This is a genomic window from Vibrio sinensis, assembly GCF_003605645.1.
Taxonomy (GTDB): Bacteria; Pseudomonadota; Gammaproteobacteria; order Enterobacterales; family Vibrionaceae; genus Vibrio; species Vibrio sinensis.
The window spans coordinates 1-12,990 of sequence record NZ_QVMU01000027.1 but is presented as its reverse complement, the minus strand read 5'-3'; the positions used below and the strand labels follow the sequence as shown (position 1 = coordinate 12,990).

At 41.0% G+C, this 12,990-nt stretch carries 12 protein-coding genes; 6 read left to right on the top strand and 6 right to left on the bottom strand.

What is annotated here, in order from left to right; translation table 11 throughout:
* Positions 1–397: 397 nt before the first annotated feature.
* Entirely contained in the window at positions 398–1,567 is a 1,170-nt protein-coding gene (locus DZ860_RS19850) for a MerR family transcriptional regulator (RefSeq protein ID WP_120034609.1), read from the bottom strand.
* Positions 1,568–1,670: 103 nt separating this feature from the next.
* Positions 1,671–2,393, bottom strand: coding sequence for an oxygen-insensitive NADPH nitroreductase (gene nfsA / locus DZ860_RS19845; RefSeq protein ID WP_120034607.1), 723 nt, complete (start codon positions 2,391–2,393; stop codon positions 1,671–1,673).
* A gap of 213 nt (positions 2,394–2,606) precedes the next feature.
* Here nfsA and rlmC point away from each other — a divergent pair, with 213 nt between their 5' ends.
* The 3 genes from rlmC to DZ860_RS19830 all read left to right on the top strand — a co-directional run bounded on the left by rlmC (position 2,607) and on the right by DZ860_RS19830 (position 5,501).
* Entirely contained in the window at positions 2,607–3,752 is a 1,146-nt protein-coding gene (rlmC, locus tag DZ860_RS19840; RefSeq protein ID WP_120034605.1) for a 23S rRNA (uracil(747)-C(5))-methyltransferase RlmC, read from the top strand.
* A gap of 86 nt (positions 3,753–3,838) precedes the next feature.
* Complete coding sequence (locus tag DZ860_RS19835; RefSeq protein ID WP_120034603.1) at positions 3,839–4,480, top strand: MarC family protein; 642 nt, start codon at positions 3,839–3,841, stop codon at positions 4,478–4,480.
* A 193-nt stretch (positions 4,481–4,673) separates the two neighbouring features.
* On the top strand, positions 4,674–5,501 hold the full coding sequence (locus DZ860_RS19830; RefSeq protein WP_120034601.1) for a patatin-like phospholipase family protein: 828 nt from the start codon (positions 4,674–4,676) through the stop codon (positions 5,499–5,501).
* Positions 5,502–5,617: 116 nt separating this feature from the next.
* On the opposite strand, the gene DZ860_RS19825 is transcribed toward DZ860_RS19830, so the two are convergent.
* Positions 5,618–6,013, bottom strand: a complete 396-nt coding sequence (locus DZ860_RS19825; RefSeq protein WP_207890659.1) for an NUDIX hydrolase — start codon at positions 6,011–6,013, stop codon at positions 5,618–5,620.
* Positions 6,007–7,380, bottom strand: a complete 1,374-nt coding sequence (locus tag DZ860_RS19820; protein ID WP_120034597.1) for an alpha/beta fold hydrolase — start codon at positions 7,378–7,380, stop codon at positions 6,007–6,009. The genes DZ860_RS19825 and DZ860_RS19820 overlap by 7 nt, the downstream gene beginning before the upstream one ends.
* A gap of 471 nt (positions 7,381–7,851) precedes the next feature.
* Here DZ860_RS19820 and DZ860_RS19815 point away from each other — a divergent pair, with 471 nt between their 5' ends.
* Positions 7,852–9,039: a D-alanyl-D-alanine carboxypeptidase family protein gene (locus DZ860_RS19815; protein ID WP_120034595.1), complete on the top strand. Its 1,188-nt coding sequence runs from the start codon at positions 7,852–7,854 to the stop codon at positions 9,037–9,039.
* Between the two features lie 75 nt (positions 9,040–9,114).
* On the opposite strand, the gene DZ860_RS19810 is transcribed toward DZ860_RS19815, so the two are convergent.
* Positions 9,115–9,453, bottom strand: coding sequence for a hypothetical protein (locus DZ860_RS19810; protein WP_120034593.1), 339 nt, complete (start codon positions 9,451–9,453; stop codon positions 9,115–9,117).
* Positions 9,454–9,858: 405 nt separating this feature from the next.
* Here DZ860_RS19810 and DZ860_RS19805 point away from each other — a divergent pair, with 405 nt between their 5' ends.
* On the top strand, positions 9,859–10,215 hold the full coding sequence (locus tag DZ860_RS19805) for an acyl-CoA synthetase (RefSeq protein WP_120034591.1): 357 nt from the start codon (positions 9,859–9,861) through the stop codon (positions 10,213–10,215).
* Between the two features lie 111 nt (positions 10,216–10,326).
* Here the strand turns inward: DZ860_RS19805 and nagB are convergent, their stop codons facing one another.
* Positions 10,327–11,127 (bottom strand): glucosamine-6-phosphate deaminase, encoded by an 801-nt coding sequence (gene nagB / locus DZ860_RS19800; RefSeq protein WP_120034589.1) that lies wholly within the window; start codon positions 11,125–11,127, stop codon positions 10,327–10,329.
* Between the two features lie 489 nt (positions 11,128–11,616).
* On the opposite strand from nagB, the gene DZ860_RS19795 reads away from it, so the two are divergent.
* Positions 11,617–12,750, top strand: a complete 1,134-nt coding sequence (locus tag DZ860_RS19795; protein ID WP_120034587.1) for a tetratricopeptide repeat protein — start codon at positions 11,617–11,619, stop codon at positions 12,748–12,750.
* Positions 12,751–12,990 lie beyond the last annotated feature (240 nt).

Below are 12,990 nucleotides of genomic sequence, written 5' to 3'. Positions count from 1 at the left end.
GGTAAAATTATGAGTTACTTTTCAATTACATCAATAACTTTTATCAAAAATTGAGAGTGAAAATCGTGATTAATTTGTTGCCGAGTAGATTTCGCTACTGTGCTATAAACGGTATTTTATAAATGTTTGGATTTATTGTTGTGATGACGTTTTTTTGTCGTGAAAAAGTGACGTTATTATGTCGTTTATTCCGATGTTCTTAAATAGAGATGAATAGATAAGACTATTGTTGAGGATAGTATTTATTGGTTGTTATTTAATAATAAGATAGTGTTTATTTCCCTAATTACCTAGCTTATCTAGGTAATTAGGAATGTACTTGCTTGTCGTCTACCTATAACTACAGGTGATGTAGACTATACTCAGCTGTTCAAAATTATTTATTTATAACAGTGAGTTAAGCATTTTTTAAGATGAACATATGATAACCAAACTGATCTAAGTGTTGGGTATACATGCTTATTTCTTTTTCAATATCTTTTAGTGCTGGAGCGCCGAGCATGGAAGATTGTAACTCCTCAATTCGCACTTTTAGTGGAGAATAGTAGTTTTCCCATGCTTGATGACTCAGTGTAAAGTCATCAATAATTTCGTAGCCGGCGGCTTCAATTTGTTCTTTTCGTGTCGTGATGGTTTGAATATCGGGGTACTCACTTTTCCAAAATTCGATGGTGTCTGCACTTGGAGAATCAGTCAGCCAAACCAAATCGCTGATCATCAATATGCCATCATTTTTAAGTAATGGTTTCCATTCCGATAACGCTTTCGCTACGCCCATGATATAGGCGCAGCCTTCAGCCCAAATCAAGTCAAAACTGGCCTTATCGAATGGCAGTTCTGTCATACTGGCACATACCGTTGTGAGTCGCTCAGCTAATCCTTTTTCGCTAAAACGCTCGGCCAGTCTTGTGAGAGCTGATTGTTCATTATCGACTGCGGTAATGGAAGCCACTGTATTGTCGGCAAGAAGAGCCGTAGATAAGCCTTTACCGCAACCAATTTCCAGAATGCTTTTTGGAGAGACGGGAACTTTCGACAGAGCCTTTAAGGTTTCTTCTTCGCTGCCAGGAGCCCATCGTTCAAGGGTTTCGAAGACTTTCATGAAGTCGGCCATATATTGTTCGTGTTCGTTCATATCTTTTGATAACCACTTTAATCGCAGAGCTTCTTTTTCATTGAAACCTTGCTTCTTTAACCAATCTAAATGTGCGTCTGGTGCAAGCTTGTCAGCACTCTCATGCCACGACTTAAGGTCACCCTCTCCCAGCATTGCGGCGAGAAAGTGTCGTGATTGTTGTTTTTGTGCAATCTCTTCATCGAGTTTTTTTAGGCGATTTTCTAGGAGAGGACGATCTATCTTGGCTTCTAAGCAAGCTTTGCACTCTTTAAGAGTGAGTCCACCAGCTTGAAGTTGTTGGATAAGTCGGATCCGTTGCAGGTCTTTGTCACTGTAAACGCGGTATCCGTTATCTAATCGTTTTCCTTGAATCAATTGTTGCTTTTCATAATAGAGCAAGGCCGTACGTGATAAGCCGACTTTAGCGGCGAGCTCAGAAATGCGATACACCGGTTGTCTCTCCAAAATGCGTTGATGTTGAGTAATGTAAACTATGAAGTTATAGATAGGTCAATGGTTATTCGCCCCGATACCTAAATAAATAGCTAAGAGATTAGCGCTGGGCTAAACCTTTGCTATTCAAGTAAGGCAATATATGAGGACGAGATTCTTCACAAAGCTTCCCAGTCGTTTGTTCTGACCAACTTGCTTGTTTTTGATTGGTTGAACGCCCTGCGTAGTATTCGAGCATGGTTTGATCGTATTGAGCGATAGCTTCTTTATCTAGAGAGTGGTAGTGATTTTCGTGAACAATAACTTGGGCTGGCAGACGGGGTTTTACTTGTGGATCTTGGGCAGGATAACCTAGGCACATTCCAAATAAGACCGCCGTATGTTGTGGAAGTTGAAGTAATTCATCGACTTGTTGAGCGTTATTTCGTAAACCACCAATGTAAACCCCACCTAGGCCCATTGATTCTGCGGCCAGTAAGCAGTTTTGAGCCATGATACCAGCATCCACTGCACCAATAAGGGTCAGTTCAGTGAATTCAGGCTGCACTTGATCGTTGATGGTCATGTGGCGTTGATAATCGATACAGAAAACTAAGAATTCAGCCGCTTTTTCGACATAGCTTTGATCCCCTGCAAGGTGAGCTAGCGATTTGCGCTTTTCAGCATCAGTAACGCGAATAATAGATATAACCTGCAGCATACTTGATGAGGATGCTGCTATACCGGATCGGATGATGGTATCCAGTTGTTCAGAATCGATAGGTTGTTGGGTAAATTGGCGAATAGAACGGTGAGCAAGAATAGTTTCGATCGTAGAGTTCATGGTTGAGCGACCTTCTGAGAGAGTTATTATTCGTAGAATTGAACGAAACTCTATCGAGAAAAAAAACGCTTGTCGACAGCTTCGCGTTAGCGTGTGTGTTGGATTGCAAAGATCCAAATAGGGTTAATGGGTTTATCGTTACGATAAAGCTTTCGAATGGTCATGTGTGGAAAGAGGACTAGAATTGCAGCTTTTGTTTCTCAGGACTCTTTCATGTCACTTGATACTTTACAATGTGAATTCTTTACGCAACAAGGTTGTGCGTCATGCAAACATTGCTCAATACCTTATCTTGATCAAGTAGAGCAAAAGCAATCTGATCTCAATGCGTTATTTTCTCATTTGAACCCGAAACAGTGGTTTGCCCCGGTGAAAAGTGATGTGGTTCAATTTCGTAACAAAGCGAAGATGGTAGTGCTTGGTGCTGCGCACCAGCCGGTACTTGGAATTGAAAATGTGACTGATGGAACTCCCGTTTCATTGGTAAGTTGTCCGCTATACCAAGATGAAATACAGCAGTTACTGGCGTACCTACAAAATTGGATTCGTGTTGCGGGGATTCCTCCGTATAACAAAGTGAAGAAAAAGGGTGAGCTAAAGTTTGTGTTGCTAACGCGCGCGCAAAGTAATGGCGAGTTCATGCTACGTTTTGTTATGCGTAGTGAAAATGCGATTGAGCGAATCAAGGCTAATTTGTCGCGTTTACAAGATGCATTTCCTAAAGTGACCGTGGTGACGGTTAACCTGCAGCCTATTCATATGGCTCGTCTAGAGGGAGAGGAGGAAATTTTCTTAACGGAACAGCACAATCTGTTGGAACAATTTAATCATGTCCCTTTGGTTATTCGCCCGAAGAGCTTTTTCCAAACAAACCCTAAAGTTGCAGAGCAGTTGTATGCGACAGCGCAGCAGTGGGTGGAAGAGCTTGAGCCTAGTTCAATGTGGGATCTGTTTTGTGGCGTAGGCGGTTTTGCTTTGCATTGTGCCTCAGAAAAAACGGCGGTAACCGGAATCGAAATAGAGCCAGAAGCGATTGCCAGTGCAAAACGCTCTGCTGCGATGATTGGTATTGATAATTTACAATTTGCGGCATTGGATTCGGGCAGTTTTTCCTTATCTCAAGACCAAACTCCAGACTTAGTGTTGGTCAACCCTCCTCGTCGTGGTTTAGGAGCGGAGTTGGCCGGGCAATTACAACATTTGGCTCCTGAATACATTATTTACTCGAGTTGTAACCCACATACAATGTTGAGTGATTTAGAGCAGATGAGCCATTATCGTATTGAACGCGCACAATGGTTTGATATGTTTCCTCATACGGAACATGTGGAAGTAATGATGTTACTTAAACGAGTTTAATAAGTTAAAAGTTGGTGTAAAACAATGTTATGAGTAATGGGCTGGCGGTATACTTATAGCATTGTTCAATATCTTACAGTGTACTCATGAAAGAGTTAGTACTTCACGGCATTACTGTTTTTATGGGGTTCTTTGCCATAATGAACCCCATCGCTAATATTCCCATCTTTTTAAGTTTGACAGCAGATGAGGAGCGAGAGACTGTCAAGTCGATTGCATTTCGTTCTGTCTTTTTGGCTTTCATTATCATTTCTGTTTTTGCAATTTCCGGTAAAGTTATTTTTGATTTGTTTGGGATCACTTTATACGCGCTACGTATTACGGGCGGTATTTTAGTCTTTTTAATTGGATTCCATATGTTGCAAGGTGAGTCTACTCACCATAAAACCAAACAAAAAGCGTACTCTCCAGAGCAGCAACAAGCGGCATTGAGTATTGCGGTTTCCCCATTAGCGACCCCTTTACTTGCCGGGCCAGGGACAATAGCAACCGCGATGAACTTCGCCACAGATGGTGGCATTGATCAAACTATTATCACCATTGCCTCTTTTGCAGTGCTTTGTATCATTACTTACGTTCTGTTTTTATCAGGAGATAAATTGGTGAAAGCAATTGGTCCGAGCGCCTTGAACGTGATTACAAAAATGATGGGTCTCATTCTTGCTGTGATCGGCACCCAAATGTTCATTGATGGTGCTGCTCAAGCGTATAAGTTAGCATTCACTTAATGCTTGAATCATTCATTGTTAAGGCGAACGTAAACCGGATGATGATATTGATTCGCTTATATCCTCGTATTCTTAGTTTCCATCGTGTTATCGAAAGTTAATAGCTTTAAGCTATCTTATTAATAAGAAAAAGCCATTATCGTTTAAACGTAAAGTTGACTATGCTGATTGTCGTTTTTGTTTAGGGGGAACCATGACAACGAAAGCTATTGTTGTTGAAGGTGGCGCTATGCGTGGCGTGTTTGCCAGCGGCGTTTTGGATGCATTTTTAGAACAAGATTATAAACCATTTGATTTTGCTATTGGAGTATCTGCAGGGGCATCAAACCTGATAGGGTATCTTACGGACTATCCACATCGTAGTATTAATGTGATCACTAAGCTCGCAACAAGTAAACGTTTTTTTGATCCAGCCCGTTTTGTTAAAGGGGGAGATTTGATCGATGTGAAATGGTTGTTTGAAGAATCAAATCGTCAGTATCCGGTTGATGAAGTGAAACTATTTGATGGTATTCCTTTTTTCGCAACCACCACCAATGTGGATACAGGCAAAGCCGATTACTATCGTATAACGCGTCATAACTTCCACCATGCGATGGAAGCGACGACTGCGCTTCCTATTGCGTACAAGCATACACCTTGTTTCTCTGGTGGCTGCTATACCGATGGTGGTGTAGCGGATTCTATTCCTGTGAGAGAAGCATATCGTCTAGGGGCACGTGATATTACAGTTGTGCTTTCTCACCCTCTAGAGTACGCGAAATCACGAGTTAAGACGCCATGGTTAATGCGCAAGTTGTTTGCTGAGCATCCTAAAATGGCAGAAGCAATGCTGCAGCGAGCCGATAACTATAATGAATCGTTAGCATTTATTCGTAATCCTCCTGCTGATGCGGTAATTCGAGTCATTGCACCGCCAAGCGAGTTTCATGTTCAGCGTTTAAGTCGTCGTCAATCTGTTCTGATTGAAGGCTACGAAATGGGACTGATTGCGGGAAGAAATCATCTATTGGACGACTGAGATATCCAAGTGACGTTGGCTTAGGTGACTTAGGTGGGAAAAGTGCTGAAACCGAAAGTGAGGTTTCAGCACAATATCTTTTGATGTCAAATAATCAATTAAGTTGTAGGATTTATTTACGCAATCAAACCTTGTTGGTGTAGGTGTTCAAATAAATCTTTAACTACCGCAGAGCATTGCTCAATATCACTATAACCTAACCATGCTAGCTCTTCGATTTCAGAAGCAGGTTTAAGTTCACCTCGGTAATCTCCGATATAACAAGTCGCTTTGACGGTAATGCCACTTGCTTTACCGTCAGCTGGCGCTTCAAACACGCCATAGAGGCTAAGGCTTTGCAGTTCTAATTCTACCGATAGTTCCTCTTGTATTTCGCGGATGAGAGCTTCGCTATCTGATTCACCCACATCACGTTTTCCGCCAGGTACATAGAACAGTGTTTTTCCGTAAGAACGAACACAAAGTACTTTTTTATTTTCAATATGAAGCCAAGCCAGTTTATCTATTAGCATGATGATTGTTCTTCTTTATTTGATGGAGTTATTTTGTTCTTCATGGTTTGTTTCATTTTGAGCTGCTCTGCAGTTTGGTTACTCATAGTAATCAGAATATCTAAAATCTTTTCACCATCTGCACGTAGCCCATTGTGCTCATACTCATTGGTAATCCATGCTTTGCTATTTGGGATGTTAGCCAGCGTTTCGCGACTGATGTCCATCTCGACAAACATATCATCAGCGTAAACCGCACAACTAATCGGAACCGTATTATTCGCCAGTTGTTGGGCACTATAGAGCGAAGACCAATCTTGCTTTTGTGCCAAGATTTCTGCGGCTTGTTGTAAAGGTTTTAGGCATGTGTACTGCTCGAACATCCAAGGGAATACCATTTCACCGGTAAAATAGAAAGGTTTATTCGGTTGATAGTTAAATTCGTCGCGAGTTTGACGTACGCGATGTGCACTCCAATTGGAAGCAAAGCCTTGACAATAAATTGATTCATGTAAGATGGCGTAGATTGGATTTGTTTGGAAACCTTGTTCTGCCAGCATCGCATTCAAAAATTCATAACGTAGCTGAGGTTTCCCATTTACTTCTATTAGTGCGCTTTCCAACAAGTAGTAAGTTGGTAAAAAAGTGCCACTTAAACCGAAATTGATGCCAATTTGCTGAAATTGTTCTACGGTAAAACGCTGTCCATTTGGCAAAAATTCTTCATGGTGTAGTAGGTGATTGGCAATTTTAGCGCATAAATTTTGAGCATGAGGAAATTGGTCGAAAAACGCTTTGTTCTTTTCCATTGTGCGGTTAAATGTCGCTTGATAGACATCATCGGCATGGCGATGGATTGACGGAATACCACCGGTGATATAACTACGCAGCAAGCTATTTGGAAACAGAGATAAATAGGTTAATGAGCAAAAGCCGCCAAAGCTTTGTCCTAAAATCGCCCATTGTGTTACGCCCAATTGCTCACGAATGAACTCGGCATCTCGAACAATATTATCGGCGCGAAAGTGACAAAGATATTCGGCTTGTTGTTCGGCATCGAGAGTCGCCAGAGTTTGATGGGAGATCACTGAACTATTGCCAGTTCCTCGCTGATCAAGCAGTAATACACGATATTCCTTTAATGCACGTTTTATCCAACCATTATGACCGTTTGGACGCAGTGCCGGAAAGCCAGGACCACCTTGGAAAAAGACCAGCCAAGGCTTAGTGCAGCCACTGTGTTCGTCTAAAGTACTTTCTCCGACTAGGGATATTTCTCGAGCAAATACAGTCAATTTATCCTTTTGAGGATTCGAGTAATCAAGGGGAACGGTGAAATAATGTGGAACGTAGTGCAGCCCTGCATCTGTAAATGGGAAAGTATTCATGAGTTCATCTCTTTATTAGCCCTAGCGTATACCCAAGTTACCTCGATGTGCTCCATTTCAGCGTCAAACAACTTGGGAATATATTGACGCTACTTTACTTCTAATCATTGATTTAACCAATGGTCAGAGAAGAACAAACTCATCCGGTGGTGGCTTTTAATGGTATGACGTTTGATTTTAAAACGAAGGTGGATGTAATTTTGCTGTGGAATTTCTCTCGTAAGTCGACTTACTTATCTATCATTAAAGAACGGTGATATGAAATCGTTGATTTCGTGCTCCGGCGTTGAGTAGTTTTATGCGATATAAATTTACAAGTCGACAGAAGTAAGATGTTTGGTGCTGTTGAGGCCTTATTGAACGATGTAGCGATGCAAGAGCATCGAATACGTTTAGGTAACTCTCCCAAGAATATCTCGCCTTGTATGTGCCTTAGAACTACATGACAACGTTCATAGCGAGGGAGGCCATATGAATCATTTCTTATTGCGATGGATTGCAATTTCTCTTCTTTATTGTGCGCCGGTTTATGCTGTCGTCACCCCAAATCCACCTGATTTACCAGCAAAAGGTTACATCTTAATTGACTACCAGTCAGGCATGATTATCGCGGAGAAAAATAGTCGTGCAGCGCTTGCTCCGGCAAGTTTAACTAAGCTGATGACAGCATATGTCATTGGACAAGAGATCAAAGCAGAGCGCTTGGGTTGGCAGGATATTGTTACCATCAGTGAGAATGCATGGTCAGAAAAATTTCCTGATTCTTCAAAAATGTTTATTCAGCCTGGCGACAATATTACGATTGCGAACCTACTTCGTGGGGTAATTATTCAATCTGGTAATGACGCTTGTGTTGCTCTAGCGGAGCATGTTGCGGGAAGTGAAGGCGCTTTTGTCGCCTTGATGAATGGATGGGCGAAAAAGCTAGGTATGCAGGATACGTACTTTGTTAATGCTCATGGGTTAGATGCTGATTTAATTCAAACATCGCCCTCTGATATGGCGATATTAATGAAATCGGTGATCAGTGATGTGCCTGATGTATATAAGATTTACAACGAAAAGATGTTTCGTTGGAACAAAATCACTCAATACAATCGGAATAAACTACTGTGGGATAAATCTCTCGCGGTTGATGGCGGAAAAACGGGATACACCAATAATGCGGGGTATAGCTTAGTTTCTTCTGCTACCGAGGGAAGAATGCGTTTAATTTCTGTTGTTATGGGAACAAGCAGTAAACAAAGCCGAGTCACCGCATCGAAGAACTTGCTGAGTTACGGTTTTCGATTTTTTGATACTAAAAAAGTGGGAGAAAAAGGGCGTATTGAATCTAAGGTCCGAGTTTGGAAAGGGGATGTGAACGAAGTCAATGCTGAGTTTATTGAAGATGCTTATCTAACACTGCCTCGTTCAATGAGCCGAAAATTAGAGCGAAAAGTACTGTTAGATCAACCGATATTGGCACCACTAGCGCAAGGTGATGTCATCGGCAAAGTTATCTGGACGAGTGAGGGAGAAACGGTTGCAAGTATGCCTTTGGTAACAAATCAGGCTGTTGAGAAAGCTTCTTGGTTTGGTTTACTGTGGGACAGTGTGATTTTGTGGTTTGGGCAAATGATAGCAACGGTAATGGCCAGTACAGAAGTGAGTACGTAACTCATAGTTGCACACCTTTAAAGTCATTGAATACTAACACTCGCCAAATGGCTCAAGCGACCACTTGAGCCATTTTCAATGACTGTCAAAGGTGATGTCATCTAATGCCCAAAAGTCGAGGATATGTTGTGCCTCACTACATTGGCCCAGCAGGATCTGGTATTGAGGGGTGTAACCGTCACCAATATAAGTGGTACGGATCAACTCTCCGGTTTTCATATCCACTTGGCTTACGACTCTCCCTTTAAAATTCTGAAATATGATGAATTGTTCACTTCGATAGACCATTTGGGAACGGTAGAACAAAAATCGGTCATTACTATCGTGTAGGTCACATGACAGCGGAAGTGTATCAGGTCCAGTGGAATGAGATGGTGTGACTAAAAGTAGTAAATTAAGCAGTAGGCTACTCATGGTAGAAGTCCTTATAAATATTATTATCAATAAAGTATAGAGCCTAACTGGATGTCGTGATGTGTTTTTTAACTATTTGTTTTCATTTGATTTGATGCTTATTTTGAATGGAGGTTTATGGTTTGTTTATCGTTTAAATTCAGCCAAGAAATATACGCCCTAGTCGTATCGGATATTCGTTTTTAAATGCTGTCCGAATCGGTAATGGTACTTTCAAGTTGTTAAAATTAGTTCGCAGTATTTACATTGTAAATATGATTTTTCAATGTGTTGCTGCAAACGTCACGACTACCAGCATTCTTTTATCGATTACGATTTGTTGTCTTTTTGATAGTTTTATGTGACCAAGGTTTTGTCATAATTTCGTTATAGTAGAACATCAGCCTGAATAAGAGAGGGAAGTCGATGAACCTACTTGTACATGTACACAAAGGGGTAAGAAAACACGGCTTTGAGATGGCGACTCGCCAAGCTTGGAAGTGTGGCATTAAAGCTAACTTGGTGAAACGAGTTATTGGAGTGGCTAAAGGGCAAGTTGTTTGTGTGATAGAGGGCATTCGCCCTGAACTTTCAACACCGTTAAATAACCCTCTTCACACGGAAGAAAAACAAGGGCGTTATGTTTTTGTCGGCGGTGTAGTTTGGGAGCCTAATGATTTGCTAGCCCCTGGTTTTCCGGACTTTATGTTTATGCATGTCAGAAATCTTGGAGCAAGACACAAATATATGACAGATGATGAGTTATTTGTGAATTTAGCCTGATATTACGTTTGTGTTAGATACAAAAAAAGAGGTCTATCGACCTCCTTTTTCTGTGTTAATTTATTAAAAGCAGTCTGAAAGCTCTAGCGAACAAGACATACTTTAAAAGGCTTAGAAGCCTTTGATGTTTTCAGCTTCAAGTTCAGTGAAGTATTTTACTGTTTTCACTTTTAGTTCTTGAGTTGATGGCTCATCACATACCATTACAGCTTTAGGGTGCAATTGAAGAGCGCTGACAGTCCATAAGTGGTTTACAGAACCTTCTACAGCCGCTTGAAGAGCAAGTGCTTTATTGTGGCCAGTAACAAGAACTAAAATTTCTTCAGCATCAAGTAAGGTACCCACACCGATAGTCAGTGCGTATTTTGGTACTTGATTGATATCACCATCGAAGAAACGTGAGTTTGCGATACGTGTATCTTCAGTTAGTGTCTTGATACGGGTACGTGAAGAAAGAGATGATGCAGGCTCGTTAAATGCAATGTGACCATCGTTACCCACACCGCCCATGAATAGGTTGATACGGCCGTAAGACTTGATTTTGTCTTCGTAACGTTGGCATTCCGCGTCATGATCAGCTGTGTTGCCATTTAGCAAATTGATATTTTCATCTTGAATATCAATGTGATTAAAGAAGTTGTTGTACATGAAAGAACGGTAAGATTCAGGGTGATCAGCTGGAAGGCCGATGTATTCATCCATGTTGAAAGTTACGACGTTTTTGAAGCTAACTTCTCCAGCTTTATAAAGTTCAATAAGAGCGTTATATGTTGCTAGAGGAGTACCGCCAGTTGGCAAGCCAAGAACGAATGGACGCTCTGCAGTTGGTTTGAAGTCGTTAATACGTTTTGCGATATGTGCTGCTGCCCATTTACCTACTTGTACTGCTTGTTGTAACGGAATAAGTCTCATTGTGTGGCCTCTAATAATTTAAAATCTAAGATGCTGAACTATTATTTCGCATTATAAAATAAGTTGTAATGAACCGCTATTGTTTTAAGTCAAATTATCCTGCTTCTTTTGCCGTAAACTGCTAAAAGCATAATTTTTCAGGACAATTTATGCGTGTAGCACCTCATTTTATGACGCATTTACAGTTGCCTTTACTGTTTTATGCGATTTATTGCCTTTTATTTCATTGATTTACATTGATAGTGTGATCTTGATTCTCTTTTGAAATTAAGAGATTTAGACCATGTATCGACAATAACGGCTATGGTTATGTGAAGAAAATGAGTTAAACATGCACTTCATTGCTTCATTATTTTAGGAACTGGCCGATAGAGTGAGTTGAAGCTTAAGCATTAAAAAACAGGATCGTTGGTTCATATAAAAGAGCCCATCAAAGACTAAAACAAGCACTATCCATTTAACACCACTATGAGTTAGATATTACCGCCTATGAATGTTATTGGCATCGCTATTGGGGCGACGGGATTGTTACTATTGTTGCTTTTCGTATGGATGTTAGTTTTGTCCGTTAAACGAAAACACTTGGAGCAAGAGCGCCGTCGAAAAGAATATTCTTACCGTAAAGCAATGGAAAAGAATCGTAAGCAGGAGCGCGAAGAAAAAGTCTACAAAGCTGAAAATGGTGATATTCCTACGATGCTTTATTTAGCCGCGGAAGCGGAAAGGACGAACTTGCGCCAAGCGCTTTATTGGTACAACAAAGCCGCTCACCTTGATAGTGTGACGGGTATGTACGGTGTCGTCAGAATTAGCGCGAAAATGCGTGAAGATTTAGTGTTACGTGAACAAGCACGTTTTTGGCAAGTGTGCATTTCAGCGAGTGAGGGCAGCTTAGAATCGAAATACGACATGGCTATTGCGCTATTTCACGGGCGAGGAACAACGCAAAATATATCTAAAGCAATCGTCACTATGACACAAGTAGCGGCTCAAAGTCATCTACCCGCCATTTTATTTTTGGGACAATGGTATTGTTCCGAGGACAATCCAGAACCGGAACCAGAACAATCGACCGAATGGTTTAAAAAAGCCGTGGAGTTAAAAAGTAATGAAGGTCGAATGATGTTAGGCCTTAATTACATAAATGGTGTTGGTGTTGAGGCTGATTTTTCTCGGGGTTGTTATTGGCTCGAAAGAGCGAGCGAAAAAGGTTATACGGATGCGATGTATAATGCAGGCTCGGTCTGGATGGAAAGAGGCTCTAATGGGCGTTCTATCGCGTACATTTGGCTATTTATTGCAGGCCAATTAGGTCATGAAGAAGCTCGGATTTTGAGAGACAAGGTCGCGATGAACATTGGTGTTGATATTGTCGTCGGACTCCAATCACTTTCTAAACCGATGATTCGTCGGATCCGAGAAAAGAAAGTACCAACCCATTCTTTGATTAAAGCGCTCAATAAATTGTACAAACGTTCGATTCCAACGCAAGAGGAACCGGAACAGGAGGTTGAGGAATTAAGCGAAACAATACCACCTGAGTTTGGAGATAAGCAAAGTTACAGTCAGATGGATGCACCATTAGTATCAACAAAAACCAAGCTTGATTACTCTCCAAGCTGATGATTTAAGCTAAGTAAGTGTTTCTTATTTTATTGTTAGCCTCGTCCTAAAATACGTTGACAGTTTAAGCAAAAAAAAGCCTCGCATATGCGTAATGCTGATCGTTTTAAATAATTGAACGATCCTGAGCAGGGTTCATAATCGGTCTCAACATAGTTGAGGCCGATTTTTTTATGTCTGAGTTTTCTAAAGAGTTACAGATTACCGCTGAGTTTTGCCAAGAACATCATCTCAATGCTT

Excerpts from the sequence above, each read along its gene's own strand:
- DZ860_RS19795 (WP_120034587.1), top strand. The coding sequence starts at position 11,617 with ATGAATGTTATTGGCATCGCTATTGGGGCGACGGGATTGTTACTATTG.
- DZ860_RS19820 (WP_120034597.1), bottom strand. The coding sequence starts at position 7,380 with ATGAATACTTTCCCATTTACAGATGCAGGGCTGCACTACGTTCCACAT.
- DZ860_RS19810 (WP_120034593.1), bottom strand. The coding sequence starts at position 9,453 with ATGAGTAGCCTACTGCTTAATTTACTACTTTTAGTCACACCATCTCAT.
- DZ860_RS19825 (WP_207890659.1), bottom strand. The coding sequence starts at position 6,013 with ATGCTAATAGATAAACTGGCTTGGCTTCATATTGAAAATAAAAAAGTA.
- nagB (WP_120034589.1), bottom strand. The coding sequence starts at position 11,127 with ATGAGACTTATTCCGTTACAACAAGCAGTACAAGTAGGTAAATGGGCA.
- DZ860_RS19815 (WP_120034595.1), top strand. The coding sequence starts at position 7,852 with ATGAATCATTTCTTATTGCGATGGATTGCAATTTCTCTTCTTTATTGT.
- DZ860_RS19830 (WP_120034601.1), top strand. The coding sequence starts at position 4,674 with ATGACAACGAAAGCTATTGTTGTTGAAGGTGGCGCTATGCGTGGCGTG.
- DZ860_RS19835 (WP_120034603.1), top strand. The coding sequence starts at position 3,839 with ATGAAAGAGTTAGTACTTCACGGCATTACTGTTTTTATGGGGTTCTTT.
- DZ860_RS19805 (WP_120034591.1), top strand. The coding sequence starts at position 9,859 with ATGAACCTACTTGTACATGTACACAAAGGGGTAAGAAAACACGGCTTT.
- nfsA (WP_120034607.1), bottom strand. The coding sequence starts at position 2,393 with ATGAACTCTACGATCGAAACTATTCTTGCTCACCGTTCTATTCGCCAA.
- rlmC (WP_120034605.1), top strand. The coding sequence starts at position 2,607 with ATGTCACTTGATACTTTACAATGTGAATTCTTTACGCAACAAGGTTGT.